Source organism: Pseudomonas sp. GW821-FHT10C09 (genome assembly GCF_059415465.1).
Genome location: NZ_JBWKNG010000015.1, coordinates 115640 through 142468, shown reverse-complemented (window position 1 = coordinate 142468; position 26829 = coordinate 115640). Strand labels below are relative to the sequence as shown.

Here is a 26829-nt window from a genome sequence, read left to right as displayed (position 1 = left end):
GCCGTCACAATCCTGTCACCCCCGCCTGCTAACGTCTTCGCGTTCCCCGCCTACCCCGTTCGCCCCTGTACCCAAGTTTCCCCGACCCAAGGTGCCACTCAAGGTGTACTCAGCCCCGACACGCCAGCAAATCATCCTCAGGTCCGATGGCATGCGTTGCGATGACTTCGGCGCGTTGTTCTCGACGATGTTCGGCAACCGCTATTCCGACACGCCACCCCCGCCGTCAAACATCATCATCGGCGGCGTCTACGGCCGGCATGAAGGCGTGAGTTTTCGCCGGATGCATTACCACGGAGACTTCACGGTCGTGTTTCCCGACCCCCATGACGAAATCACTTTTGTCATTCCTACTGCCGGCAAGATCGTCTTCAATCACGTGACCGAGTCGGTCGGCGTCACCCACGTTGGCCTGGCGATTGATAAAGCCGACATCCGCTCGATGCGTTTTCTGGACAATCATGCCCAGCACGGGATGTCGATCAGGCGCGCTCACCTCACCGAGCGACTGTCGACGCTGCTGGACAAGCCGATCATGGAAAAGCTGCACTTCCAGCCGACGGTCGATTTGAATGTCCCGGCGTTCCAGGGCATCAAGGCCTTGATCGATCTGGCGACCGGCACTGAATTCGATCAACTGATTAACAGCGGTACGCTGATGCCTTCGCGGCTTCGGGAAATGCTGATCGACACGGTGCTGGAGGCCTGGCCGCACAACTTCACCGAAGCCCTGCGGCAACCGGCTCCGCTGATCGCGCCACGGCATGTGAAGCTGGCAGTCGACTACATTCAGGAGCATCCCGAGCACATGGTCAGCGGCACGGACCTGGCGCGGCTGAGTAACGTCAGCCAGCGTGCGTTGCAGGAAGGTTTTCGACGGTTCGTGGGTCTTTCGATCGTTGACTATCAACGGCAAGTGCGTCTGGAACGCGCCTACGATGCGCTGGCGCAGGATGTCCCGACGTCTGTGACCGAGGTGGCCTTGCGATTCGGCTTCAGCAATGTCGGCAGGTTTTGCCAATATTTCAAGAATGCCTATGGCGTCAGTCCCGCTGACGTGAAATCCGGGTGCACACGAGCCCGGCGTTAGTGGCAAGGGAGCTTGATCCCTCACCACAAGTTTCCATGTGCCTCTGGGTCAGAACAGATAGCTGGCCTTGAGACCGCCGCTGAAACCGTGACTGTCCCCGCCACCGCTGGCACCGACTTCGGCACCCAGGCTCAGCGGGCCCAGATTGGCCATGACATTCACCCCGCCAGTGAACTGATCCCTGTTGTCGAAAGCCGCGCGCTGCTCGACGTCCAGACCCAGCAGGTGTCCTTCGCTATAGACGTCGTTATCGCCCAGCACATGCTCGTAACCCACCTGAACACCCGGCACCAGTTGCCAGGCGCCTAGGCCTACCGGGGCAAATGCCACATTGAGATTGGCCACTGCACTGCGGCGGGTTTCCTCTGTGCTGTCGACGTCGAGGGCCAACTCGCTGCCTTTCTCCTGGAAGCCGGATATGTCCAGGTGACTGACGCGTACGCCAAGGCTCGGTTCGAGAATCATAGTGCTCGCCGGCACACGGTAGCCCACCGCGACGGTTGCACCGGACAGCGTGCCATGGCTATCGCCCTTGGCCGTGCCTAGTCCGCCACCGAGGTCGCGCTTGCTTTCGTAGTCGAGCCAGCCAGCGTTGGCCTTGCCTTCGACAAACAAGCCACGTTCCAAACCGTCAAACGCATAGCGTGCGCCACCGGTGAAAAAGGTCCAGTCGGTATCCACTTCGCCGCCCGCCCCGCCGACATTGCCATTGCTGTAGCCAAAACCTGCATGGGCGCTGAGTTGTTCGGAGAAGCGCTGGGTCAGGCCGATCATCAAGCCTTGGCTGTGTTCGTTGCTGCTGGCAGCCTGGGACGACCCATCAGTGCCCAGATAACCTGCGAGCGCAGTGCTCCACAAACGATATTGGCCGATCTTCAGATCCGTGCCGCTGGCGAAGGGCGCGGCGGCCTGCTCGACCATCGCCCCTTGGCGCAGCAAGTAGCTGGCCGCATCGGCATGCACCTGGCCACCGACGGTGGACTCGACGCCGCCAAGACTGCGGGCATCGATCGCCGATTGCAGGTAATAGTTGTAAGCGCTGTAAGTGCCGGACAGGTTGCTGTTCTGCAACTGTTGCAGCAGCCCGGCACCCGCCGCGGCGTTGCCGACGAGACCGGCCTGGCCCGGCAGGCTGTTGTAGAAAACCATCTTGCCGCGCAGCACGTAAATGGTTTCCTGGGACAGCCCGAGGCCTTGCTTGAGGTAGTTGTCCATGCTGCCGTACTGCGCGGCCACCTGATCCAGGCCGGCTTGCAGGAAACTCGCTTCCACACCGAGGAGCGGCGCATAAATCGCCGCCATGCTCGGCGGCATGGCCGCCAGCGTCGCCTTCACACGCGCGGCGGTGTAATCGTTGGTCGCCAGGTAGTTGCTCATGATGGTGGCGCTGTCGACCCCGGCAATGCTCTGCAACACAGCGGCGGTCCAGCCCGTCCGGTCCTTGCCGGCCGTGCAATGGAACAGCTGCGCGCCATCGACACTGGCCAGCTCATTGAACAGCGTGCTGAGTTGACCACGCATCCCCGCATCACTGACGAACGCCCGGTTGGTCTGCTGCATCATGGCGACGGCATCGGCGGCACTTCTGAACGAGACCGTGGTGATGTTGGCACCGGACGTGGCGCTGCCAATAATGTCGATATTCGTATAGGTCGCCCCGGTCAGCAGGGTATCGGGCGTCGCGGCGATTTCACTCGGCGTGCGCAGGTCGTAGACGGCCTTGATACCGAGGCCGTTCAAGGTCGCCAGATCCGCCGCCGACGGGGTCAGCGCGTTGGAGCGGTAGAACACACCACCACGCATCGTGCCGTCGTTGGCCGTGGAATACGCGGTAGTAATGCCGGCGATATCGCGGAAGTTGTCGATGCTGCGCAAGCGCGGAGTGTCGAGGTTGGTGGTCTCGGCAGCCTGGGCAGCGGCGATGGACAGGCTCAAAACGGACAGCGAACACAGAAGACGTGGAAACACGGTACAGCCTCATTCATACGCATTGGGCTGACCACTATCTGCAAGGAAGTAATACCGAATATGACAGATTGGTACCGGATGAAAATCGGTGCGCGATTGGTCCGGATCGCGCGTTTTTGGTCTGTATTTCCCGACTTTTAAACGTTGCTGACGCTTCCCGCACTGCCTCTGACACCGACCAACGCGTTAAACGCATTCACATCAAGCGGCCGGCTCAGGAAATAACCCTGGCCTTCATCGCACGCCACCGCTTTCAGCAAGCTCAGCTGTTCGGCACTTTCAATGCCCTCAGCCGTCACGGTGAGCGCCAGCGCGCGCCCCAAGCCGACGATCGCCTGGATAATGGCCCGGTCATCCTCGCTTTCATCCAGCCTGTTCAAGAAGCTGCGGTCTATTTTCAGGCCGTCGAAAGGAAACGCGCGCAGGTAACTCAACGATGAATATCCGGTTCCAAAGTCGTCCATGGAGATCCGCACGCCGAGGCGTTTGAGTGTGCGCATTATCTCAAGTGCGCCCGCAGCATCTTCGAGCATCACGCTTTCGGTAATTTCCAGCTCTACCCGGGCAGGGTCGATTCCGGTGTCGTGCAGGGTTTTCTGAATGCGCTCGACCAGGTTGCCGCGCTTGAATTCAGTCGATGACAGGTTGACGGAGACGAACAGATTCGACGGCCACTGCGCGGCGCAACGGCACGCGGTCAGGATCACCCAGTTGCTCAGGGAAAGGATCAGCCCGGACTCCTCGGCGATCGGGATAAACGTGTCGGGAGGGATTAAACCGCGCTCGGGATGTTGCCACCGGACCAGTGCTTCGGCACCGACCATCTGACCGTCCGAAATACGATAGCGTGGCTGGAAATGCAGGCGCAGTTCACCGTGTTTGATGGCGAAACGCAGGTCGTTTTCCAGACGCCGGCGCTCAATGATTTTGGCGTTCATGTCGCCGGCATAAAAGCGCCAGGTGTTACGCCCGCCCGTCTTGGCTTCGTACAACGCAATGTCCGCATAGCGCAGCAACTCGGTCGCTTCGCACGCGTCATTGGGCGCCATCGCGATGCCGATACTGGCGCTGACAAACACTTCCTGCTGATCAATCTCTATCGGTCGCTCAACGGACTCGATCAGGCGATGACACAGGGTCTCGACTTCTTCCTGGGAACTCACGTCACTGAGGATCAGTACAAATTCATCCCCGCCGACCCGGGCGACAAGGTCGCCGTGGCGCACGCAGTCAGCCAGGCGGCTCGACACTTCATTGAGCACGCGGTCACCAGCGGCATGGCCGAGCAAGTCATTGACCGGTTTAAAGCGATCGAGGTCCAGGCAGAGCATGACCAGCGGTTGTTCCACCGTCGGCAATGCCTTGAGTTTCCCGTCGAGGAACTCTTGAAGACGGGTCCTGTTGGGTAGCCCGGTGAGGGCATCATGCTGGGAAAGGAACTCGATGCGCCGACGGGCTTCGACTTCATCCGTCACATCCGTTGCGGTGCCCCGGAACCCTGCGCCCGTCATGTCCCGGGCGGAGATACGCGTGATGCGCTCCCGCCCCTTGGCATCGACATACCGACACTGGATGCTGATGTCCGGACGACGGTTCGGAATACTCAACCACTGGGTCAGCAAACCTAATTCGGTGCTCAACAGGTCATTGATCGGCGCACCGAGCCAGGCGTCCCGGGAGAGTCCGGTGACGTTTTCAAATCGATCGGATAAATAGGTGAAACGCCCGCTATCGCCTACTTCCCATACCCAATCCGAGATGGCTTCAACGACATCGCGAAAGCGCGCTTCGCTGATGCCGAGGGCATCCTGGCTGTCCTGAAGCGAGGTGTAGCTGGCGTCCAGCGCAACCGCACTGGCGGTGGTGCGCCGCAAAATAACCCAGGTCATGAGGCACACCAACAACGCGGCAATGCCGATCAAAGGCAGCCCCACTGCCAGTAACCGCAGACTTGGGCTAGACGGACTCCAGGACAGATTGCCGGCAGCACCGTTCTCGCCCAGCGGCAAGAAAGACCTTGCGTCACTATCATCAGCCGTGGCGACATGAAGGTCTTCGACCCCGAAATCATTACCTAATAGCTGAAGTTTGGCGCTGTCGAGAATGTCGACGAAAATCAACACCGACGGCAGCCGGGCGTCAGACACCACGGTTGGGTCGGTTCCCGGTGTAATGGCGGCTGCCGCGACCAGGGCGGGTTCGCCTCCAATATTGATAAACGCGGTTGTCGGTGTTTCTGATTCCGCGCCTGCACGGGCCTTTTCGAGAAGCGGCGCAATGACATTCCCCAGCCACTCTGAAGCGTCAACGGGTTTCAGCTCACCCTTGATCACGGAGTAAACCGTTTGATTGACGTCGTTGACGACAAACAGTCCCTGAAATCCAAAATCGCTGTAAAGCGTTGGCCCGGCGTTTTGCCGTACATAAGCCCACTCCGGGTCTACTTGAGCATGCAAGTGCTTGTAGGCATCCCCCCAAAATGCATAGTCCTTGACGACTGAGCGCAGCGATTTTTCCAGCGATTGCACAGCCTTCTTTGTGTAAAACGCACTTTCGACTTCCTCTGTCCGGTCTAAATCGTTTGCCAGATAAACCAGTGAAAAGCTGGCCAGTAAAAACACACCAGCCAATAGACCGACAAACTTGAACAGTGAAGTTCGTGCCAGCGACACGCTCGAACGATGAGAGAGGGAGTGGACGATAGAGGCGAGGCTATTCGGCATAATTTCCCGCTGGTCGTTGATGCAAGAGGGTTGTACACCACGTTATCGGCTGTATCAGCGAACTAATGAACAACCTGATTTTGCGCGTGGCCGTTCACAATGCTCTCGCAGAGGGTAGACGAGGAATCTGTCCGCTACTCGGGACAAGACAGAAATTTATGCCGGATATGGGAGGTCAGCGATAAAGCTGTGGGGTATTAATGGTTGCCGAATGCGGCGCCTGAAGATCGGATTCAAACAGGCGCCCAGTTCGAAGTGCGGCTGATCAATGCGTCTTGGGCGATACCGACGTCCCGACTTTACTCAAGCCTTTGGTGTTGTGATCTCCGGGCGTCGAAGTCGCAACCGCCCGGGCTTTGGCTACGCCGCGAGTGTCTTTGGAGTGAGCGATGCCCGAAGTCGTTGAGCCATGACCGCGATCACCATTGCGATCACTGCCATAGTGGTTTCCGCTTTCACCATGATCGCGAACAGCTTTGCCGGCATGGTCACTGCTGAGCCCGTTGCCGTGCCCGTTACTGCTAATGCCGCCGGCGTGATCTGATCCGCTGTGGCCGCCGGCTGTACCGCCACCATGGCCACCACCACCAACACCACCGCCACCTCCGTGACCTCCACCATTACCGCCGCCACCACCACCACCACCACCACCACCACCACCACCACCACCACCGTCCTTCGCATAAGCGGAGTTCATGATGGACAGATCAGCAGGCAGTAATGGGGCGGCTGCAAGCATCAAGGCGCATGACATTACAGCAACGAGACTCTTGTTTTTTAAAAGCATGATTGCTTCCATAGGGTTGATATCACGTGTTTTAAGACGCGTCAGACCCCAGTCGGTTCAAGTCCCGCGATAGACGGAATGCCTTTACTGCGCTATTGAAAACAAGACTCAAACACTAATCAAAAGCACCGTTGAGCACTTCGTAAATTAGCCCGGTTGCGAGTGCTACCAATATCAAGTCGGTACCCGCTTGTTGCCATTCATACCCCTCGTAATGAGGCAGCCTGCCGACTAACCGACCGTCCAGTTTTTTGGCAATACCAGGTGGCAACGGTTTGCCTCGCGCAAGGTTCTTTTGAATACCTGGTGGCAATGCAGGCCCTGGATTCCAGTAGCCCGGATACCCGCCAATAATTCCCAGGACATTGCCGCGATCAATGCTTGGGCCGTTGTCCCAATCGCTGCCCTTGCCTTGGTTTCCATGAGCCTGGTTGTTGTGCGGGTTTCCCTTGCCGTTACCCTGCCCCTTTCCATTGCCAGGGTCGGCCAATGCCGTTGTTGAGCCGACGATCAACGCAAGGCACGTAACGGCTGAAATCATTAAACGAGATCTGAACATGGGTCGTTCCTTCTTAGTGGCAGGACGCTGTACTGAAATTTAGTTCTCCAATCCAACGAGTGTGCACAATTTCGTGCGGAGAACATCAGAAATGCCATTAATGAGCTATACCGGCTAATCACCCCCGCAGTTCTTCGACACAGGAGTTTGGCCATGAAGTTCAGACACTCACTGGCAGCGCTACTGGTCAGCGCCACCCTTTTCGGCTGCGCCACATCATCAAGCAAAAGCGTGACCGTTCCGTTAGTTGCCACGCGACAGAATGCCGGCCAGATCGGCGATGTAACGCTGACCAGTTTTGACAATAAAACCGGGCTCAGTTTCTTCATCAGCGGTGCTCCAAGCGGCATTGTCCTGCCCTTGCGCCTCTACACCTTCATCTATAAAGGCAGTTGCGAGAAACCCGGGGCCGTCGCCTATGCCATGAATGATCAGGTCAACACCGAACGCCAGCCCATACGCGGCTGGACGTTATCCAGAACCGCGCCTGTTGCGATGTCGGTGCTGCTGGCGGGCGGGTATTCCATCGTCCTGCGAACAACTGCAACGGATGGCAACGTCGATATTTTCTGTGGGGATATCAAGCAAGGCAGCACGGCGAAGTAGCCATCCCTTAATTGGCGTCAGGGTGTGCTTTAATCCGGGTTCTTCAACAAAGTGAGAGTCCCGGAATGGAACCCAACATCGCACACCTGTCCAGTTTCCACGTAGCGGGTCTGACCGTACGTACGAACAACCGCGATGAGTCCACGCAGGACAACGCAAAAATCCCCGATGTGTGGGGTCGCTTTTTTTCCGACAGCGTCGCCGAGAAGATCCCGCAACGAGTGCCCGACGCGCCGATTGTCGGCGTGTATTCGGCCTACGAATCTGACGCGAGCGGTGCTTACGATGTGACGGCGGGGGTCTGCGTCAATACGCCGAACCGCGACTTCGATTACGTCGAGATTCAGGCAGGCAAGTACATGGTCTTCGAGGCCCGCGGCCCCATGCCGGCGGCCGTTATCCAGGCCTGGGGGACCATCTGGGCCTACTTTGAAGCGCATCCACTGGTGCAACGCAGTTACGCCACGGATTTTGAATCGTATGGCGGCCCAGACGAAGTTCAGATTCATATCGGCATCGTGTCGTAAGCGTCCCGACAGGCTTTTTCATTTCGACAACATGTTTTTCACGAAACGCTTACAAAACGTAGCGCAGATTGAAATCACAAATGGATTTGACCCCAAACAGAGAGCCCGCCGAAGCGGGCTTTTTGTTGTGTATCGCCTCAACCCTACTCCTCCGCGCGCCCCGTGCCTTCCCGATCGTGTTCATAGCGTCTGATGAGCGGGAACGCCGGCAACCAGGACTCGCGACGCACGGTCCAGCTTTCGTAAGTGGGCTTCAGTTGGTCAGGGGCATCCAGCGACCCCAGGTTCACTTCGACTTCATCGCCCGAGCGGGCGAAAACCGACGAACCGCAGCGAGGACAGAAAAACCGACCGGCGTAATCGCCTGTCTGGCCCTCGATCGTCACCGCCTCCTGAGGGAATATCGCCGAGGCATGGAAAAGTGCCCCATGGTGTTTGCGGCAATCGAGACAGTGGCAAAGACCAACCCGGTAAGGACGGCCCGAGGCCACAATCCTGACATTGCCGCACACGCAGCCGCCCGTGAATCGATCCATGCTGCACCTCCTCTGAAATCACACATTCGCAAGGTGATAAGAAGATAGCAGCACGGGGGTGAACGCTATTATTTCACTCACGGGGTTATTCAATTTCAGACCAAAAAAAGCCCCGTCACCGAAATGCGGTGCGGGGCAAGAAAATTGGTTGGTTGCGGCCAACCAAAGGAGCTCTGTAAAAAACGCTTTCAATCCGGGTCAGATGCAATCCTGTGCGGCGCGTTCAAAACTTGATGGCAGGAAGCTCGACGCCAGCAAATGGCGTTCATAGATGAACACTTTGCCGCCGTCACCGGCCTTGTAGGCTTCCAGCACGTTGTCCGTCGAGACTTTGCTCGGCACCACGATCCGGTAGCTGCGCGAGGTCTGCGAGACGGTCGGGCTCAACGCACTGCCCTGCAATTTCGGGACGACGCAGTCAGCGTATTGCGCTGGGGTCTTGCGGGTCTGCAAGGTCAGGGTCGGGTCGTTCGGTGCGGACGCACAACCGGCGAGTAACACTGAAGCAACTGCCGTGGCAAATACGAATAAAGGACGCATCGGTCTCTTCCTGAAAACAAATGTTCGGTTCATCACGCGCTTTTTTTCAGCCGCGTGTTCGATGGAGGCGATTTTCCGGCTATTGTCGACAAAGAAGAACTTGTGTTTGGTAATGGTCACTATTACGTCTAGCGATAGTTGCGCGCCACGCAGATGGATGCACACTCAATTACCACCAGCAAAGATTGATGAGGATCACGCCTTGAGAACTTTTGACCTGATCCGCGACGCGGTTTTACCCGACTTCCGTGAGCGGGTGGCCGATTACCTGGTCCAATACGAAACCGTGCTGATGGGCGAAATCCCGCCCGAGCCGGAGCTCGCGCGGGCCACGGCCAATCAGTTGCGCGGTTATTTACGCGGATTGAACACCATGCGGGTGCTGGGCATGGCGGATTGGGAGGAACTGGATCGGCGGGTGGTGAATACGTGGCTTTAGCACTGCCAACCCGGCACTTCACACCTTTTCAGCGTTTTTCATCAAACCGATACGATTGAATCAGCTGTTTTCACAGCACCGCTGAAGGCGTGGCGGTTTACTGCACACCCAAGCTTGCGGCGCATGTCCGGGGCTGTTGTCGCAGGAGACCCCATGAGCCTGGAACGTCTGAGCAAACTCATCTCGATAGGATTTGGCATGGCACTTGTGGCCTGCCTGACGACTGTGGCTCTGGATGAGTACTTCGGCAAACAGGCCGAGCAAGCCACTGATCGACGCCACCAGACGATCACCGGCGTTGCCAGAATGTCGACCCTCAACCGCGAACTGACGCAACTGGCGAGGCTCTATGTCGGCACCGGCGATGAGCTGTTTCTCACCCAATACAACCAAAAGTGGCAAAACGGCCGGACATTCCACGACGCGGCGATGGATTTTCGAGCAATTGGCCTGACTGACTCAGAGGACCGATTACTGGCCAAGGTCGAGGACATGGATCTCAAGCAGACGGGCATGGAGCGCGCGGCCATGGAGGAGAGTTTCCACAGAGGGGGCGTGTCACTGCTTGCCACGACTTCCTACATCAACTCCGAGTGGAATTTTGCCGTCGCGCTTAATCAGCTGAGACTCTCGATCACCGAACGTTTTAATAGCGACTTTGAGACAGCCCGGCACAATGCCGAGCTGGCCAGCCACATCAATGTCCTGATGCAACTGATCTCGTTGGGCGCAGGATTGGCCTTTCTGGTCATCCTGCGCCGCCAGTTGGTGATGCCGTTGTTGCGTCTTTCCGAGCGCATGCGCCGCCTGCATGCCGGCGAAGCCCTCGGGGAACCACCGCACCGCCAGGGGCTTGCCGAAGTCGTGACCCTCGCCGACGCTTTCGATGCCTATGTCGAGGTCAATGAAGAACTGCGCCGCCAGCATTGGGTCAAGGGGCACCTCGGCGAGCTGGTGCAAGCCTTGCAGTTATGTGCCAGTCGGGAGGCTTTTGCCGAAACGTTGCAGCAAAAGCTGGGCGAATACCTGGGTTGCAAGGCCGTGTTGCTATTCGACGCCGTGCCCTTCACGCCCCGTACTGGCCAGGTGCATTTCAGTTTGCCACTGCTGCAAGAAGGGCAACAGTTGGCCAGCCTGGAGCTCGATTTCGCTCATCGCCCGGATCCCGCCCAGCTGACGTTACTCGACAACTTGCCCAACCGGCTCGGCACCTTGCTCAGTTTGCTGCAGCAGCGAACTCACAATCTGCAGTTGTTGCTGCAGGCTCATCGGCAGACCCGGCAACTGGAAATACAGGCGTTAGAACTGCAACAGCGCCAACAGTCCCTGGAAGCCACTGAAAGCTGGTATCGCGGCATTGTCGAGTTTGCCCCCAAAGCGCTACTGGTGTTCGACGAGCACGGCGTGATCCTCGCCAATCAGGAAAGCGAAGCGACCTTTGGTTATGCCCCCGGCAGCTTGCTGGGCCAGAGTTACCGCACGCTGGTGCCCGACAACCAACTCGAGGCGATTGATCACTTGCTTGAGCGGGTGCGTATCAACAACGTGCTCGACACCGTCGAGCTGGTTGCCCGTCGTGCCGATGGTGGCGAGTTTCCTGCCGAGATGCGCCTGTGCCTGTTGCCCGCGCGCGAAGATCGCGGGCAATGCCTGTGCGTGGCGTTTCGCGATCTCAGCCAGCGCAAAACTGAAGAACGTAGCCTGCGTGAAGCTCACGAACTGCAGCAGGCCATTGTGAGCTCGGCGCCGTATGGCATTGCACTGGTACAGGGCGGGTTGATCACGCAGGCCAATTCACGGCTGGATGAACTCCTGGGATACGTGCCGGGCGAGCAGCTGCAGTGCTCCCCGCTGATCTGGCTGGATCAGGTCATGTCGGCGCACACACTGATGACGCTGGAAACGCAGGTCCGCGAGGCGCTGGAACGCGGCGACATTTATCAGCAGCAAATTCAACTTCGTCGCAAGGACGCCCAATGCTTCTGGGCCAGCGTCAGTGCCCGCGCCATCGCGTCCGGAAACCAGTCGCGCGGTTCGATATGGATCATCGAAGACATTTCCGCACAACAAGCAGCCGCCGACGAGATGCTGCAGGCGCGGCAACTGGCCGAGGAAAGTGCACGCATCAAAGCCGAATTCCTCGCCAACATGAGCCACGAGATTCGCACGCCGATGAACGCCATCATCGGCATGACGCACCTGACGTTGAAGACAGAACTGAACGAACGTCAGCGCGACTACCTGCACAAAGTCCAACGTTCCAGCCGGCATTTGCTGGGGGTCATTGACGACATTCTGGATTTTTCCAAGATCGAGGCCGGCAAGCTTCAGCTGGAGGTCCGCGACTTCAGCCTGGTCCAGTTGCTGGAGGAAGCGCTCGATCAGGTGCGCCCGCGCATTGCCGAGAAAGGCCTGGATATGCGCTTGAACATCGGTGCCGACGTGCCCGAATGCTTGCGTGGCGATTCGCTTCGACTGCGGCAAATACTGCTCAACTACCTCAGTAATGCGGTGAAATTCACCGAACGTGGGCAGATCCGGGTTGAGGTGAGCCTGCGTCAGGCCGGCGCGGATGACGCTTTGTTTTATTTCAGCGTGACCGACAGCGGCATCGGGCTCTCGTCCGAGCAGCAAAAACACATGTTCCAGAGCTTCCAGCAGGCTGACGCCTCCACCACACGCCGCTTTGGTGGTACGGGCCTGGGGCTGGCAATTGCCAAACAACTGGCCGGGTTGATGAGTGGCCAGGTCGGCGTCCAGAGCGTGTTGGGCGAAGGCAGCAACTTCTGGTTTGAGGTTCGCCTGCAGTTGTCCCGCAGCACTGTCATTGATGGCCCGACCGCACGGGAGCCTTTCAGCGATTGGAGTGCGCCCGAAGGGACCCGTGTCTTGCTGGTTGAAGACAACGAACTGAACCAGCAGGTGGCCGCCGAATTGCTGCAGGCGGTGGGGTGTGGGGTTGATATCGCGACGGATGGCCGTCAGGCGCTGAACCGGTTGTCGGACGTTCGCTATGACCTGGTGTTCATGGACATGCAGATGCCGGTGCTCGATGGACTGGCGGCCACCCGTCTGCTGCGCCAACGGCCGGGGCTGGGCACACTGCCGGTGATCGCAATGACGGCCAACGCCAGCCAGCGTGATCATGACGCCTGTCTGGCCGCTGGCATGAATGACTTTGTCAGCAAGCCCTTCGAGCCGCAGACGCTCTACGCCCTACTCCGACGCTGGCTGACGAAAACGCCGGCCCAGCCACAACGCGCCGTCACGCCGCAGTCCGGGATGAGCGACGCCGATGCGGGTTTGAAACTCGATGACGTAGATACGGTGGCCGGACTCCGACGGGTACTCGGCCGGCACAACCTGTATGTGGATCTGTTGCACCGCTACCTGGACCACCAGAGCCCGTTGCTGGATCAGTTGAGTGCAGCGCTGGCGGCGGGCGAGCTGGTCAAAGCCGAGTTGTTGGCCCATAGCTGCAAAGGCGCCTCCGCGACCATCGGCGCCGACGCCGTCGCACAAGCGGCCAATGCATTGGAGTTGGCACTGCGCGCAAAGCGCCCGATCGATGAGTTGCGCATCGGTTTGCAGACGTTGTCCGTCCCCTTGAAGGCATTGCTGGGGCAACTGCAGCAGAAGTTGCCATGCGCAGTCGAGGCTGCGCCGACAGCGGTCGACGTTGTCGAGTTGCAGCGGATCTGCCAAGACCTCGACGCCCTGCTGGGGGATTTTGATGCGCAGGCAGTGCCCTACTTTTCCGCCCATGCCAGCGTGTTGCGCGGCGTGTTTGCCTATCGCTTTGCGTCACTGGAAGGCGCGATCAAACAATTCGATTTCGGCCGGGCCCAGGCCTGCCTGAGAGAGGCCCTACGGGCTGTGCAACCGCCGGCTAACACGGGCTGATCAGAAGTTTTCAGCGTTTTTCAGCGCCCGGCGGCTTCAGTTCAGGCCATTTCAGAGCAGCGGTGTGGGCGGCATGCGTTACTGCAGTCACTTGGCAGAAGCGACGGACCGTGCATTCCCGTCGCGCTTTCGGGATTGCGCCCGACTGCTTGACCGACCCAGCCGGTGACCCCGTCACGAGGACGTCCATTTGAACAGCTCAACCCCTAGACCCACCGTGCTGGTAGTCGACGACATGCCGGCCAATCTGCAGCTGATCAGTGAGCTGTTGTTTGAGCTCTATCACGTGCGCGTGGCGACCAGCGGTGCCCAGGCGTTGCAGATCATCGATCGGGCGATTCCCGATCTGATTCTGCTGGATGTGATGATGCCCGACCTCGATGGCTATGAGGTCTGCCGTCGTCTCAAGGCTGATCCCAAGACACGTGATGTGCCGGTCCTGTTTTTAAGCGCGCGGAATCAGGACGAAGATGAGTGCCTGGGGTTCGAGCTTGGCGCGACCGACTACCTGTTCAAGCCGATCAACCCGCCCACACTGCTGGCGCGGGTGCAGACGCAGTTGCGCTTCAAGGCCACAGCCGACCTGTTGCGTTCGCAGAATACTTACCTAGATCAGGAAGTCCTGGCGCGAACCCGTGAACTGCAAGCCACCCATGACGTGACTATCCTGGCCCTGGCGTCGCTGGCCGAGACCCGCGACAACGAGACCGGCAACCACCTGCGACGCACGCAGCATTATGTCCGGTTGCTGGCGGAGAAATTGCGCGATCACCCGCGATTCAGCGCGCATCTGGATGATCAGAGCATTGAGCTGATGTTCAAGTCGGCGCCCCTGCATGATATCGGCAAGGTCGGTATTGCCGACCATATTCTGCTCAAGCCGGGACGCTTTGAGCCCGCCGAATTCGAAATCATGAAGACCCACGCGCAGCTCGGTTATCAAGCGCTGGTGCATGCCGAGGACATGTTGGGGGCGCAAGTGCCCTTCCTGCGCATCGCCAAGGAAATTGCGCTGTGCCACCACGAAAAATGGGATGGCAGCGGTTACCCCAATGGCCTGGCCGGCGAGGCCATTCCGGTCAGCGCCCGGCTGATGGCGGTCGCCGATGTCTACGACGCGGTCATCAGTCGACGGGTGTACAAGTCGCAAATGTGCCACGAGACAGCGGCAACGATCATCCGCGACGGTGCCGGCCGGCATTTCGATCCGGATGTGGCGGCCGCCTTCATCGTCATTGAAAAAGAGTTTGAACAGATCGCCGAACGCTATGCCGACCCCGTTGCCGAGGAGTCCCTCGAGGCAAGGGTCGGTTGACGGCTTCCAAGGCGATACAAACGGTGCCGTTTGGCACATCGGAGTAAAGATCATGAGCTGGGTCGTCAGGCACGCGCAGGCTATCAAGCGCATTTGCTGGATAACGGTGGCCGTTTTGTCGTTGCTTATCGTGGTTGCCGTGGTCGATCGCTATCAGCGCCAATACCTCATGCTGCTGGAAAGTCAGCAAGCACTGCTCGCGCAACGCAGCGCCTGGGGTTATTCCAGTCTGTTGAACAGTCTGCAAACCCATAAATTGCAGCAGTCGATGCTGATGGCCAATCCGCCGCCAAAAGGCTGCCTGTCAGACGAATTCATTGCCGGGCAGCAGCGCTCGACGGCGACCCAGTCGGCGGATGTCGAAGGGCTTTCGCAGTACACATTGCGGGTGCCGATTCACCAGTTGGCGCCGATGCCCAAGCCACAGGCGCCACGCATCCGCCTCAAGGACGGCGGCATCCACATGACCAGCCGCCAACAGTTGGGCTATACCTGCGACGGGCGTTACGCGGTGATCCAGGAAACGCAAACCCGCTTGGAGCCGCAGCCGCTGCTGCCGCCCCAGGCGATGGGCTCAGCGATTGCCAAGGGACTTGTCGTGCATGTCGCCCTGTCGCAGGGTCAGGGGCCAACCTTGTATTTCGACATCCACTTCACCGCCGGCAAGGCAACGTACCTGCCGGCCACGGAGGCGGCCTGGTCGATTTCGTTGCCTGCTCAGGCGCAAGGCGAAGAGCGTTTCTTTCGCTACTTTGCAAACCTGCACCACGGGCTGCAAATGCGGATCTACAGTGATCCGCTGGCTCCGGATTTTATGTCGCAGTTCCTGAGCCTGAACGGCCTCGGATTGTTTTTGACCATTGCAGTACTGGCCTGTTTGCTGCTGATCTGCACGCTGGTGGCGTATCTGATGGACGCCAGCGTGGAGCAACATCGGGCGGCCACCCGCGACTTTCTCACCGGCCTTTACAACCGCCGTGCGGCGATGACACGGGCTGAAATGGAGTTGGCGCGCGCCACGCGCAAACCGGGTTCGGTCTGCGTATTGATGCTGGACATCGACCACTTCAAGCAGATCAACGATACCCACGGCCATGACGGCGGAGATCAGGTGTTGAAGTTTCTCGCGCAGTTGCTGAGCCGGACAGTACGGCAACAGGATCTGGTGGCCCGTATCGGCGGAGAGGAGTTCCTCATCATGCTGCCGGACACCGATCTGCCGGGCGCACAACAGATGGCCAATCGTTTACTGCACGCGTTGCGCACCTCGACGATCGAGTACGCCGGGAAGCAATTTGGCATCACCTGCAGCCTGGGTGTCAGCGCCTGGAGCGGCCCCGGCGAAAGCGTTCAAAACCTGCTGATCCGTGCGGATCGGCTGCTGTATCACGCCAAGCAGCAAGGGCGCGACCGCTTTGCCAGTGAGACCCTGCCCGATTCTGCGCTGGCCTGAATTTGGTCCTGAGGCGGTGATTTCGGTATCTGTTTCGCGCAGAGGTTGGCCAAAGCAAGGAATGGCCGCTTAACTCTAGAGGTCGACGACGCATATCCGACTTGCCGTCCTGCCACGCACGGAAGCTCGCCATGGGCCAATTGCTGATTGATGAACACCTGGTGTTCGACGAGAACAACTTCCTGTTGTTTCGCGTCGACGCCGATGAAGAGCCGTTGCGCATCGGTGCAATCGCCAGCCGCTGCCTGGCCATGTTGCTCCGGTCGGATGGCGCGGTGGTGCGCAAGCGCGAATTGATGGCAGGGGCATGGGGGCAATATGGCCTGGAGGTGACCGACAACAGCCTGGCCCAAGTGGTCCGGCAATTGCGCCTGGCCCTGGAGAAACTGCAGCCCGATCGCGAATTCATCCAGACTTTGCCACGCATTGGTTACAAGCTCGCCGATGGCGTGAGGGTCGAGGAGTTGTCAGCCGTAGCGAAAACGGCGCCTGCCCAGAGCGAGGTGGTGGCTGGCGATGAGGCGCCCGTCCCTGCTGCGCCTCCTGAATCGACTATGGCCGATGCAGAGGACGAACCGGACAAACCGCCATTGCCTGCATCAGCCAGACCCGATTCACGGCCGCTGTCCGTGCTCCCGATCACATCACAAAAGCGTTGGGGCCTGTGGCTCGCACTGCCGCTTTGGGGCGTGCTTGCATTTCTGTCGGGAAAAACCTGGCTGGCACCCTCTCCCGAGGCGGCACCACCTGCATTCGCCGCGCCCGTCACCGTCGATGACGTGCGCGTGCATCTGTCGGCTCAGGACGTACAACCTCCGGCAACATCACATCTGCAACTGATGGTGCAGGACAGTCGAAAACTCGCGGGGTTATTAGGCCTCTCGGCGCAAAACATCCACCTGTACCTGTTGCCGTCGCGTCAAGGGGCGGATCAGATTCTCTGCGATGGCGAGCTGGAAACGGCCAGCAGTCGCTGCATTGGCGTCCAACAACATGACTAGACGCACCGCAAACACAATTTGGTGCCTGGCCTTCGTCCTCGTCGGTCTGTCGGGTGTGGCGCTTGGGCGCCTGACCGGCGAACACAAGGCCAATCCGGACCTTTGGTGCACGGGAGAAAGCGCGCATCAAGTGCCGTCCGAAGTGCGTCCTGCGTGGTTGACGACGCGCTTCAGGCTGGACTTGCGGCCGTCCGGCCTCAGCCACATGCGCATGGTGGCCCGACTGATCGATGCCGACTCGGGAGCTGAAATCGGCGCGCTGCGCCGCAACAGTGCCTTTGGGGTGCAACAACAGGACCAGCGCCTGCAGATCACTGTGGAGCGCTCCGCCAAGGGCGAAGCGGAGAGTCCGATTCCTGAACTGTCGGGCGCGCTGGGGATGTTTATTTTTCGCTCGGACAACAGCGTCAGTTACTGGATGCGTTCAGTGTCCGAAACGCGCTACCTGTTCGATGACGGCAGTGACATGTTCATTCTTTGCAGTCAGCGTCCATCATCGAACAGCAAGGGTTAACGGTCTAACGCAAGCGATCAAGTGCGCCCGACGGAACCTGTGACCGGCAAGTTACCGAGCAACTTAAGCCCCGTGGTTTTCACGAACGTCTCGTAGTCCATCGGTCTTTCGATACGGGTTTCTGCGTTGGGCAGAACGTACGCCCAGGCGCGCTTCGACGAGGCGTCATAAACCAGCTTGAACAGGCGCGTCGGCACCCAGACCTTGTTGTCGCCAATGGTGCTGTGGCCCGAGTCAAAGATCGGACCGGTAAAGACAAAGACGTTGCCATCGGCGCGCTTGGCAAACTTCCTGACATCCGACTCGACCTTGCTCCAGATCTTGCGGTTGTTGGTCGGGTCTTGCGGCACCATGTTTGACAGCGCAAAGGATTGGGCCATGGCATTGGGGTTCGGCGCATCGGCGGCCGGGGATTGATGACCACGGTCCACGGCCGGGTGTTGGCTGCGGTAGTCACTCAACTCTGCCCGCCCACCCTTTGGGATGCGTGGGTCGGGGTAGAACTGGTTGGTGCGTTCCTCCCCTTTGGCGTCCTGCAGCTGGGCGGCATTCAGTCGCTCAACCACCACCAATGGCGTCTTGCTGGTTTGCGAGTACAGCACCGCGAAGTTGTCGGAACACAACGCCAATGGGTTCATGGTGGCAGGCACCGTGGCGATGTTGATCGGCCTTGCGGCCGGAAACAGGTCGGCGCAGCCGTCGAACGAGGCCTGTTTCTGTTTGTTTGAATAGAGGTCCAGCGCCGCGCCCTGGCTGATCGAACCCGAGCGGGACACTTGCTCCTGATGCTGGGCGGGCGGCTTGAGGAGATCCAGCAGGCTGCGGGCTTGCGCCCCGGTCGAGAGCAAAACAAGGGCTGACAGCCCAACTGCAATTTTGCGTAGGTACATGCGTTAGTTCTTCGATTTTATTAAGGGATAAACGAATGGCGAGTCCCGATTTACGGAACCAGATGGAGGCGATGGCGGATTATAGTGCGGTGAGCATGCGTTCACAGTCCTTGATCAAAATACCGATGTGGGTCATGCGGGGGTTATTGACCGCCATAAATACTTTTAGTGCTGGGCAGCGGATGATCAGGGCAGGTTTTCAAGTAACTCCAGCGCCTGATCGAAATCGAAGCACTCGGCTTGCTGGACCACCCGATGCAACTGCTCGGTCATCCGCGAACCGGACGTCAGCGCCTGGAGCTTGTGCAAGGCTGTCAGCGCCTGGGTGTCACTCTCGGCCAGCAGATAACGGACGTGGGCCAATTGCGCATGCCATTCGCTGTCGAGTGGCACCGTGGTTTCTTCCGCCAACGGCGGTTCTGTGAGCACCGAGAGCCCTTCCAGCACGGGTGTCAGGCAGCGTTCGACCTCGGCCAGTCGATCCGACACGTCCTGTTCCACGCCTGCGCTCAGACACACCTGTTCCAGTTGGCCGGCGGCATTGGCCACGCCAACGGCACCGATGTTGCCCGCCGTGCCCCGCAAGGTATGCGCCAGCCTGACCGTTACCGAAGAATCGCCCTGCCCTCGGGCAGCCTGAAACTCGGCGCAAAAAGCCTGTTGGCTGGCGTGAAACTTGCGCAGCAGGCGCAGGTAGAGTTCGACCTTGCCCATGCACGTGCCGAGGCCCGCGTTCAAATCAATGCCAGGAAGACTGGCTGGCAGGCCCGCCGTCAACGGGGTGCCCGGTGAAACGTCGGCCGACGGCGCGCCACGGCCAGGTCCTGGGTGTATCCACTTGGCCAATGTGGCGAACATGTCCTCGACGTTCAACGGTTTGGAAATGTGATCGTTCATCCCGCAATCAAGCGCCCGCTCACGGTCCCCCGCCATCGCGTCGGCCGTCATCGCGATCACCGGCAAATTCGCCCAACGTGGCTGCTCGCGTATCTTGCGGGTCGCGGTATAGCCATCCATTACCGGCATCTGGCAGTCCATCAACACACCATCGAAGTCGTCATCACGCGCCAGCTGTTCGAGCGCCTCTGCGCCGTGAATGGCCAGACGCAGCTCGATCCCGGCACTCTCCAGCAGTTCACACGCCAGTTCACGGTTCAGCTCATTGTCCTCGACCAGCAGCAGGCGCGCGCCACGCAGGCTGGCCATGGCGCTGGCGCTCTGGCCGAGGCGCTCGCTGGCCCGGCTATCGGTCTGAGGACGGTTGCCCAGTACGCTGCCCAACGCCTCAAGTAACGTCGACGGCGTCACCGGTTTGGTCAGCACCACCGGCAATTGAATGCCGTGCCGGATGGCCTCTTCTCGGGCCTCCTCGCGACCGAACGCGGTGACCATGATCACCGACGGCGTTTGCGCCAGTTTGGCCGCGTGCATCTGCCGCACCGTCGCCACGCCGTCCATGCCTGGCATGCGCCAATCCATCAGCACCAGGTCATAGGGCAGCGCCTTGGCTTCGGCCTCCACCAACAAGTCCAGTGCGGCCCGACCACTGTGCGCAACGTCCACTTCCACGCCAAAACTGCGCGTCATGTCAGACAAAATCTCACGTGCGCTGGCGTTGTCGTCGACCACCAACACACGTTTACCCACCAGTTCGTCGGCGGTCATCATGCGCCGCAACGAGCCGTCGCGCTGCACGCCCAGGCTCACCTCGAAATGAAACGTGGAGCCTTGGCCCGGCTCGCTCTCCAGCCAAATGTTCCCGCCCATCAACTCCACCAGATGCCGGGAGATGGCCAGCCCCAACCCGGTGCCACCGTATTTACGGGTCGTGGAGCTATCGGCCTGACTGAACGGCTGGAACAGGCGCGAGCATTGCTCGGCGCTCATGCCTATTCCGCTGTCACGCACCCAGAAATGCAGTTGCACCTGCTCTCCTACGGCGCCCCGCTGCTCTACCCCGAGTACGATCTCGCCCTGCTCGGTGAACTTCGTCGCGTTGTTGCCCAGGTTGACCAGCACCTGCCCCAGGCGTAACGGATCGCCGATCAACGCGGTCGGCAGTTCGGGCGCGATGTTGAAGAGCAGTTCCAGCCCTTTGTCCTCAGCTTTCAGGCCAATCATGTTGGCAAAGCCGTCGAGCACGTTTTCAAGGTGGAAGGGAATGTGCTCGAGGTGCATTTTGCCGGCCTCGATTCTGGAGAAATCGAGGATGTCGTTGATGATCACCAACAGGTATTCCGCCGAGCGATGGACCTTTTCAATGTAATTGCGCTGGCGCGAGTCGAGCTCGGTGCGCAAGGCCAGGTGGCTCATGCCAATGATGGCATTCATCGGCGTACGGATCTCGTGGCTCATCGTCGCCAGAAAGTTGCTCTTGGCCCGGGTCGCCTCTTCTGCGGCCTCGCGTGCGCGCTGCACCTCGGCCTCGGCGATCTTGCGGTCGGTGATATCGAAGTACCAGTTGGCCCCCATGCCCCGCTCCCCCAGCGTCAGCGTGATGGCCGACACCAGTACGTCAAAGTGTTCGCCCCCGGCACGCTGCAGCCGGGCCTCGAAGTTCAGCACCGCGCCTTGCGACGCCGCCTCGAGAAAGCGCTGGTGTGCCTGCGGATCGACCCAGAACAGCGCAGGGTCCGCCCCCCCGAGTTCATCGAGGCGGGTCCCGAACAGACTGTCGAACTGCGGATTACAGTAAGTCGGACGGCCATCGACATCTCTGATCACCATGGCCACCGGGCTGTTGTCGAGTACGGCGCGCAACTGTGCCTCGCTGGCCTTCAGCGCCGCCTGCAACTGACGGCGCTCACTGACGTCGCGCACCGAAGCGCACACGCAGATTCCGCCTCCTTCCAGACTCGGTAAATGCGACAGACTGATTTCTGCCGAGAAGAAGCTGCCGTCCTTGCGCACGCCTTGCAGGTCGTCCAGGTTGGCCCCCATCTGGCGAGTGTCGCCGTGGGCGGTGAATCCCTGGCGCAGCGCCACGTGACGCCCGCGACTGGCCACCGGCACCAGGCGTTCGATGGCCTCGCCGATCAACTCACCGGCGTTGTAGCCGAACAGCTGATCCAGTTGACGATTGGTTCGCAGGATATGCCCGTCGGCATCCACCACCAGCATGCCGTCCGGCGCCGCTTCGATAATCCCGCGATACCAGGCCTCGGTCGCGCGCAACGCCACTTGTTGGGATTCGAGCGCCTGCGCCTGTTCCTCCAGTTGCAACGCTTGTTCCGCCACTTCACTGGCCTGGCGACGGGTTTCTGCCAACAGGGTCTTGACCGCCTGATTACGCTCCAGAATCGCCATGTTCGCCGCCAGACGCGGGATGGCTTCCTGCAACAACTGCATCTCGCGCTCGTCCAGCGGCACCAGTCCGGCCAGCTCGAGTACGCCCAGCAGCCGCTCGCCACGCATGATGGGTTGCAACAGCAAGCAACTGGCCGGGGTTTCGCCAAGCGGCGAGTGCAAACGCCAGTAATGTTCGGGCAGCGCCTGAAGCTGACGTGGCTGGCGATCCACCGCGCACTGACCCAACAGGCCATCGCCGAACAGAACTTCTTCCTCCGGCGGGCGTTCGGAATCGGTGGCATAGCGCCCCATCAGCAGCAGCTTGCCGGCCTCCTCGTGTGCGCTGTAAAGCACCCCTTGGCAGATGCCCTGCGGGCTGGCCATGTGTTGCAGGAATACCTGCGCCAGCTCGGCCGGCGTTTCTGCCTGCTGCAAATCGACCTGCAATTGAGCGGTATGCGCCTTGATCCAGCGCTGACGCTCCAGTTGTCGGGACTGCGTCTGCAGCGTGGCAATGGCCCGCGCCAGATCGCCCGTTTCGTTGTTCAGGTCGGTATGGGGAATCGGCTTATCGAGCTCCCCGGCAGCCAACTGATCCACCGCCACCCGCACCCGGTTGAGCGGATTGCGGATCGACTGGCTGACCAGCCAGGACAACAGCAGCGCCAGCGACAAGCCACCGAACAACAGCACGTAGGTCAGCTTGGTACTGCGCTCGGCATAATCGGCAATGTCCTTGGCCGTGTCGCGAATCGTGTCGCCCTTGATCTGCGCAACCGTGTTCAACAGTGCGTCGGCCTGCTGGTCAAGTTGCTGGAATTCATTGCTATTGAGCAGCAACAACGCCTGCGCCTGCCGGCCCTGATCGATCATGACAAAGGCCTGCTCTCTATCACGCTGCAACTGTTGCAGCAGCACGTCCAGCTCCGCCAGGCGCGCCAGGTTTTCCGGGCGTCTGAGGGTCACTTTGGCTTGGGCCAGTGCCTGTTGCAGACGATTCTGGGTGTCGCGCATGCGCTGCAGGGATTCGACACGGATCTGCGCGCTGTCGGTGCCCACCGCTCGCTGCAAGGCTTGCAGCATATGAGGCAGTTGCACCCGTGCCTCATACAAGTGCTCCATGCCGACCAATTCTTGAAGATAGAGGTTCTGCATGTCGTGCTTGAGCGACTGCTGGGTACGCAGGCTTTGCACACCGAGTACCAACACCAACAGCAGCAGCGCGGCGAACCCCAGGATCAGTTTGTGCAGCAGCGCAAGACGCTCAAGCAGGGTACGCAATCCAGCCATGACCTAACCTCGTGAACCTGATGAAAACACTGGCAAAGCGGACGTGCAGTCGCGGACTCACGGGGTCTGGCCGATGCGTTCCAGCGCTGCGCGCTGGACGGCCATGTCCTGATCGGTATCGGCGAAACGCTCGGCAATGGCCTGGAACTGTTCAACGCAAACCAGGAAGGCATCGCAGATGTCCGGGTCGAAGTGCGTGCCTCGCCCCTGCCGGATAATCTCGACAGCCTGCGCGTGGGGCATCCCCGATTTATAGACACGACGGCTGATCAGCGCGTCATAGACGTCGGCCACCGCCATCATCCGGGCGCTGATGGGGATGTCGTCGCCAGCCAGCCCCTGCGGATAGCCGCTGCCATCCCATTTTTCCTGATGACTGTAGGCAATCTCCTTGGCCAGACTGAGGAAGTCGGCGCGAATACCCAGCGCATCCTCGGCATGCTGGATCGCGTCACGTCCCAGCGTGGTATGGGTCTTCATGATCTCGAACTCTTCCTCGGTGAAGCGTCCCGGCTTGAGGAGGATATGGTCGGGAATGCCGATCTTGCCGATGTCGTGCAGGGGCGCCGACTTGAACAGCAACAGGATGGTCTCGTCGCTGAGAAAGTGACTGAAACGCGGATGATCACGCAGATGGTCTGCCAGCACCTTGACGTAATGCTGGGTCCGCCGGATGTGGTTGCCCGTTTCGTTATCGCGCGTCTCCGCCAGTGACGCCATGGCCTGGATGGCCACATCCTGGATCGCAATCACTTCACGCGTCCGGCGCTGCACTTCCTGCTCAAGGTAGTCGTTGTGATCGCGCAGAAAGTCGGCCGCTGCCTTGATCTTGAGCTGGGTATCCACCCGCGCCAAAACCAGCGCCGGCCGGATTGGTTTGGTGATGTAGTCGACGGCCCCCAGTTCCAGGCCATGGATCTCGTCCTCGGTCCCGGCCATGGCCGTCAGGAAAATGATCGGAATGTCGCGGATGCGCGGGTCGCGCTTGATCTGGTCCGCCACTTCGTGGCCGGACAGCCCGGGCATCATTACATCCAGCAGGATCAGGTCCGGGAGTGTGTCGCCCTGCAGAATTCGCAACGCTTTCTCACCGCTATGGGCGGCCTTGACCCGGTAGCGATCCTTGAGCAAATCTGTCATCAGCATCAGGTTATCGGGTGTGTCATCGACCACCAGGATGGTAGGCGGACTGTAGCGACGCTGTTCGACACTCATGGCGGGCGGCTCCCTTTGCCAGGCATTGACATCCCGAGGCGACATTTACGCCCCGGCGCAAGGAAGCTTAGCTGCAGTTCTGCGGGGCTGCCGTCCGGCGTCAAACGCCAAACTAACGCCGGGGCAGTCGTTACCGGATGAACGGAAACAGGATTTCCGTCAGCGGTCAGTATTTGATATCACGCGCTGTATCGCGGGTGTCCTGCTTGGTGTCGCGCTTGTCCTGACGGCAATCGTTGCGACTCTTTTCATCACCCTCCTTGCACGCTTCCTTGGTTTCCCGGGCAGCATCTCGCCCTTCCTGCTTGGTATCGCGCGACTCCTGTCGCTGGTCAGCCTGGTCCGTCGCATGGACCAGCGTCGGCACCCAGTAGCCGCCAACGGCAATGACCAGTGTGGTCAGGACAGACAAAGAATACTTGCGATTCATGATCCACCTCCTTCCTGAGTTTCCATCACTTCGCACCACTGTCATCACCGCACACGGTGGAGTGGCGCAGTTGTACAACGCACACAGAACGCCCCCCCCGGAATGTGAAAGTTAACGATAGGACGACATTGGCGGCCCTACAAGGATGTTGCGCCCTCGATCTAGAGCATTTTCTCCAGGCCAATCTTGTCGCTGAGCCAGGCCTTGAAGCTGCGCCAACGACCGCCCGGCTCCGTTCGCAACGTATGCAGGCGGCCGTCGTCTTCAGTGAGCCAGACGACTTCGCCGTTTTCCAGGCGAGCCTGGTAGCTCACGGCGGGCGCCATGCCTTCAAGTGCTAGCTCGCGCATGTAGCCGGCCAGCTCAGGGCTGTCGACCAGCACCCCGACTTCGGTATTCCACAGCACCGAGCGCGGATCGAAATTGAAGGAGCCGATGAACACCTTCTGCTTGTCCAGGATCATGGCCTTGGTGTGCAGGCTGGAGTCCGAGCCACCGCTGAAGCCACGGGAAGAACCTCCGCTGGGGTCGTCCGGCTGGAGCCGCAGTTCATAGAGCTTCACGCCATGCTCGAGCAGGGTCTTGCGGTAAGGCGCATAGCCGCCATGCACCGCCGGCACGTCGGTGGCTTCCAGCGAGTTGGTCAGCAAGCGCACATCAACACCGGCATCGGCACGCCCGAGGAGGTAGCGCATGCCCGCCTTTTGCGGGACGAAATAGGCGGATATCAGGATCAGCTCTTTATGAACGGTATCGAGCTCAGGTCGCAGTTGTGTGGTCATCAGTAACGCACGGTCCGGTTCGTCGTCGGCCAGGACCTTGCTCGGTGCGTCCCACATCGCCTTGCTGTGCGCCCAGATCAGCTGCTTGCGCCAGGTCTCGAGCTGCGGCTGAGTCCGGTAGGTCATGAGGTGATCGTACAAAGCCCGGTTCTCGATGCGGGTGTTCTGCAGCGATTGCTCGAGGCGTTGCCGGCTCTTGAGCAAGTCTTCGGCGGTTGGCTTGCTGAGCACCAGGTCACTGATCGGCTGGCTCAGGGCGCTGTTCCAGTACAGATCGAAGCTGCGGCCCAACTGCGCGGCGACCGGGCCGACGCACAGCAGGTCCATGTCGGTGAAGTTGCGATCGGCCTTGGCATCGAAATATTCATCGCCCAGATTGCGTCCGCCGACGATGGCTGCGCTGTTGTCGGCCAGCCACAGTTTGTTGTGCATGCGCCGGTGCTGTTGGGACAGGTTCAGCAGACGGCCCATGGTTCGGGTGACCATCGTGCTGCGCCCCAGATGCAGGGGGTTGAAGACGCGGATATAGATGTTGGGGTGCGCGGCCAGGGTCGCGATGACTTCTTCCTGGCCGTCGCTGGCAGTGTCATCGAGCAATATGCGCACCCGTACGCCGCGATCGGCGGCCAGCAATAATTCGCGCACCAGTGCCCGGGTGCTGAGACCGTTGTGCACGATGTAGTACTGCAGATCGACGCTTTTCTGCGCATTGCGAATCAGCTCGGCGCGCGCCCGGAACGCTTCGCTGCTGTTAGGCAGCAAGCGAAAACCCGAGCGCCCCTCGTGCGGGGCGGCCTGGGTCTGGAGGGAGCGTCCGAACGCCGATTCGCTGGCAGGAATTGCCTCGCTGAATTCGTGGGGCAAGCGCGTGGGAGTACAGCCGACGACCAGCAGTGCGAGAAACAGTGCGGCGAAGAACCAGGGCATGGACAAAGGGCTCGTCCTCAACCTCGACGGGGGGAGTGCTGACCTT

General features: G+C 59.9%; 20 protein-coding genes. 9 read left to right on the top strand and 11 right to left on the bottom strand.

The window, feature by feature from the left end; genetic code table 11:
• Window positions 1-151 precede the first annotated feature (151 nt).
• Window positions 152-1090, top strand: coding sequence for an AraC family transcriptional regulator (locus tag AC07N8_RS17425; protein ID WP_493145033.1), 939 nt, complete (start codon window positions 152-154; stop codon window positions 1088-1090).
• Window positions 1091-1138: 48 nt separating this feature from the next.
• On the opposite strand, the gene AC07N8_RS17420 is transcribed toward AC07N8_RS17425, so the two are convergent.
• From AC07N8_RS17420 to AC07N8_RS17405, 4 genes are all read right to left on the bottom strand, one after another.
• Complete coding sequence (locus tag AC07N8_RS17420; RefSeq protein ID WP_493145031.1) at window positions 1139-3058, bottom strand: tyrosine-protein phosphatase; 1920 nt, start codon at window positions 3056-3058, stop codon at window positions 1139-1141.
• A 137-nt stretch (window positions 3059-3195) separates the two neighbouring features.
• Window positions 3196-5781, bottom strand: a complete 2586-nt coding sequence (locus tag AC07N8_RS17415; protein WP_493145029.1) for a bifunctional diguanylate cyclase/phosphodiesterase — start codon at window positions 5779-5781, stop codon at window positions 3196-3198.
• Between the two features lie 265 nt (window positions 5782-6046).
• Window positions 6047-6568 carry a hypothetical protein gene (locus AC07N8_RS17410; protein ID WP_493145027.1) on the bottom strand — a complete coding sequence of 174 codons (522 nt, stop codon included), beginning with the start codon at window positions 6566-6568 and terminating at the stop codon, window positions 6047-6049.
• Window positions 6569-6683: 115 nt separating this feature from the next.
• Complete coding sequence (locus tag AC07N8_RS17405; protein ID WP_493145025.1) at window positions 6684-7127, bottom strand: anti-virulence regulator CigR family protein; 444 nt, start codon at window positions 7125-7127, stop codon at window positions 6684-6686.
• Window positions 7128-7280: 153 nt separating this feature from the next.
• Here AC07N8_RS17405 and AC07N8_RS17400 point away from each other — a divergent pair, with 153 nt between their 5' ends.
• Both AC07N8_RS17400 and AC07N8_RS17395 read left to right on the top strand, forming a co-directional pair.
• Window positions 7281-7733: a hypothetical protein gene (locus AC07N8_RS17400; RefSeq protein ID WP_483843884.1), complete on the top strand. Its 453-nt coding sequence runs from the start codon at window positions 7281-7283 to the stop codon at window positions 7731-7733.
• Between the two features lie 65 nt (window positions 7734-7798).
• A complete protein-coding gene (locus AC07N8_RS17395; RefSeq protein WP_493145023.1) occupies window positions 7799-8260 on the top strand; it encodes a GyrI-like domain-containing protein in 462 nt (153 codons plus the stop codon).
• 143 nt (window positions 8261-8403) lie between these two features.
• On the opposite strand, the gene AC07N8_RS17390 is transcribed toward AC07N8_RS17395, so the two are convergent.
• Together AC07N8_RS17390 and AC07N8_RS17385 are read right to left on the bottom strand one after the other, a co-directional pair.
• On the bottom strand, window positions 8404-8796 hold the full coding sequence (locus AC07N8_RS17390; protein ID WP_493145020.1) for a GFA family protein: 393 nt from the start codon (window positions 8794-8796) through the stop codon (window positions 8404-8406).
• Window positions 8797-8994: 198 nt separating this feature from the next.
• Window positions 8995-9336 (bottom strand): hypothetical protein, encoded by a 342-nt coding sequence (locus AC07N8_RS17385; RefSeq protein ID WP_493145018.1) that lies wholly within the window; start codon window positions 9334-9336, stop codon window positions 8995-8997.
• 202 nt (window positions 9337-9538) lie between these two features.
• Between AC07N8_RS17385 and AC07N8_RS17380 the strand changes: the two genes are divergently transcribed.
• The 6 genes from AC07N8_RS17380 to AC07N8_RS17355 all read left to right on the top strand — a co-directional run bounded on the left by AC07N8_RS17380 (window position 9539) and on the right by AC07N8_RS17355 (window position 17961).
• Entirely contained in the window at window positions 9539-9775 is a 237-nt protein-coding gene (locus AC07N8_RS17380) for a hypothetical protein (protein WP_483843888.1), read from the top strand.
• 153 nt (window positions 9776-9928) lie between these two features.
• Window positions 9929-13678 carry a response regulator gene (locus tag AC07N8_RS17375; protein WP_493145014.1) on the top strand — a complete coding sequence of 1250 codons (3750 nt, stop codon included), beginning with the start codon at window positions 9929-9931 and terminating at the stop codon, window positions 13676-13678.
• Window positions 13679-13868: 190 nt separating this feature from the next.
• A complete protein-coding gene (locus AC07N8_RS17370) occupies window positions 13869-14993 on the top strand; it encodes a response regulator (RefSeq protein WP_493145012.1) in 1125 nt (374 codons plus the stop codon).
• Between the two features lie 52 nt (window positions 14994-15045).
• Window positions 15046-16446, top strand: coding sequence for a GGDEF domain-containing protein (locus AC07N8_RS17365; protein WP_493145010.1), 1401 nt, complete (start codon window positions 15046-15048; stop codon window positions 16444-16446).
• Between the two features lie 131 nt (window positions 16447-16577).
• Window positions 16578-17447, top strand: coding sequence for a winged helix-turn-helix domain-containing protein (locus AC07N8_RS17360; RefSeq protein ID WP_493145008.1), 870 nt, complete (start codon window positions 16578-16580; stop codon window positions 17445-17447).
• Complete coding sequence (locus tag AC07N8_RS17355) at window positions 17440-17961, top strand: hypothetical protein (RefSeq protein ID WP_493145006.1); 522 nt, start codon at window positions 17440-17442, stop codon at window positions 17959-17961. The genes AC07N8_RS17360 and AC07N8_RS17355 overlap by 8 nt, the downstream gene beginning before the upstream one ends.
• A gap of 17 nt (window positions 17962-17978) precedes the next feature.
• Here AC07N8_RS17355 and AC07N8_RS17350 read toward each other — a convergent pair whose 3' ends face one another.
• From AC07N8_RS17350 to AC07N8_RS17330, 5 genes are all read right to left on the bottom strand, one after another.
• Complete coding sequence (locus AC07N8_RS17350) at window positions 17979-18851, bottom strand: DNA/RNA non-specific endonuclease (RefSeq protein ID WP_483843894.1); 873 nt, start codon at window positions 18849-18851, stop codon at window positions 17979-17981.
• Window positions 18852-19037: 186 nt separating this feature from the next.
• Window positions 19038-23429: a response regulator gene (locus AC07N8_RS17345; RefSeq protein WP_493145004.1), complete on the bottom strand. Its 4392-nt coding sequence runs from the start codon at window positions 23427-23429 to the stop codon at window positions 19038-19040.
• A gap of 57 nt (window positions 23430-23486) precedes the next feature.
• Window positions 23487-24644: an HD-GYP domain-containing protein gene (locus AC07N8_RS17340; protein ID WP_483843900.1), complete on the bottom strand. Its 1158-nt coding sequence runs from the start codon at window positions 24642-24644 to the stop codon at window positions 23487-23489.
• 166 nt (window positions 24645-24810) lie between these two features.
• Window positions 24811-25074: a hypothetical protein gene (locus AC07N8_RS17335; protein WP_483843901.1), complete on the bottom strand. Its 264-nt coding sequence runs from the start codon at window positions 25072-25074 to the stop codon at window positions 24811-24813.
• Window positions 25075-25235: 161 nt separating this feature from the next.
• Entirely contained in the window at window positions 25236-26783 is a 1548-nt protein-coding gene (locus tag AC07N8_RS17330) for a phospholipase D family protein (RefSeq protein ID WP_493145114.1), read from the bottom strand.
• Window positions 26784-26829 lie beyond the last annotated feature (46 nt).

Excerpts from the sequence above, each read along its gene's own strand:
- AC07N8_RS17425 (WP_493145033.1), top strand. The coding sequence starts at position 152 with ATGCGTTGCGATGACTTCGGCGCGTTGTTCTCGACGATGTTCGGCAAC.
- AC07N8_RS17415 (WP_493145029.1), bottom strand. The coding sequence starts at position 5,781 with ATGCCGAATAGCCTCGCCTCTATCGTCCACTCCCTCTCTCATCGTTCG.
- AC07N8_RS17410 (WP_493145027.1), bottom strand. The coding sequence starts at position 6,568 with ATGCTTTTAAAAAACAAGAGTCTCGTTGCTGTAATGTCATGCGCCTTG.
- AC07N8_RS17405 (WP_493145025.1), bottom strand. The coding sequence starts at position 7,127 with ATGTTCAGATCTCGTTTAATGATTTCAGCCGTTACGTGCCTTGCGTTG.
- AC07N8_RS17400 (WP_483843884.1), top strand. The coding sequence starts at position 7,281 with ATGAAGTTCAGACACTCACTGGCAGCGCTACTGGTCAGCGCCACCCTT.
- AC07N8_RS17395 (WP_493145023.1), top strand. The coding sequence starts at position 7,799 with ATGGAACCCAACATCGCACACCTGTCCAGTTTCCACGTAGCGGGTCTG.
- AC07N8_RS17390 (WP_493145020.1), bottom strand. The coding sequence starts at position 8,796 with ATGGATCGATTCACGGGCGGCTGCGTGTGCGGCAATGTCAGGATTGTG.
- AC07N8_RS17385 (WP_493145018.1), bottom strand. The coding sequence starts at position 9,336 with ATGCGTCCTTTATTCGTATTTGCCACGGCAGTTGCTTCAGTGTTACTC.
- AC07N8_RS17375 (WP_493145014.1), top strand. The coding sequence starts at position 9,929 with ATGAGCCTGGAACGTCTGAGCAAACTCATCTCGATAGGATTTGGCATG.
- AC07N8_RS17365 (WP_493145010.1), top strand. The coding sequence starts at position 15,046 with ATGAGCTGGGTCGTCAGGCACGCGCAGGCTATCAAGCGCATTTGCTGG.
- AC07N8_RS17360 (WP_493145008.1), top strand. The coding sequence starts at position 16,578 with ATGGGCCAATTGCTGATTGATGAACACCTGGTGTTCGACGAGAACAAC.
- AC07N8_RS17355 (WP_493145006.1), top strand. The coding sequence starts at position 17,440 with ATGACTAGACGCACCGCAAACACAATTTGGTGCCTGGCCTTCGTCCTC.
- AC07N8_RS17350 (WP_483843894.1), bottom strand. The coding sequence starts at position 18,851 with ATGTACCTACGCAAAATTGCAGTTGGGCTGTCAGCCCTTGTTTTGCTC.
- AC07N8_RS17345 (WP_493145004.1), bottom strand. The coding sequence starts at position 23,429 with ATGGCTGGATTGCGTACCCTGCTTGAGCGTCTTGCGCTGCTGCACAAA.
- AC07N8_RS17340 (WP_483843900.1), bottom strand. The coding sequence starts at position 24,644 with ATGAGTGTCGAACAGCGTCGCTACAGTCCGCCTACCATCCTGGTGGTC.
- AC07N8_RS17335 (WP_483843901.1), bottom strand. The coding sequence starts at position 25,074 with ATGAATCGCAAGTATTCTTTGTCTGTCCTGACCACACTGGTCATTGCC.
- AC07N8_RS17330 (WP_493145114.1), bottom strand. The coding sequence starts at position 26,783 with ATGCCCTGGTTCTTCGCCGCACTGTTTCTCGCACTGCTGGTCGTCGGC.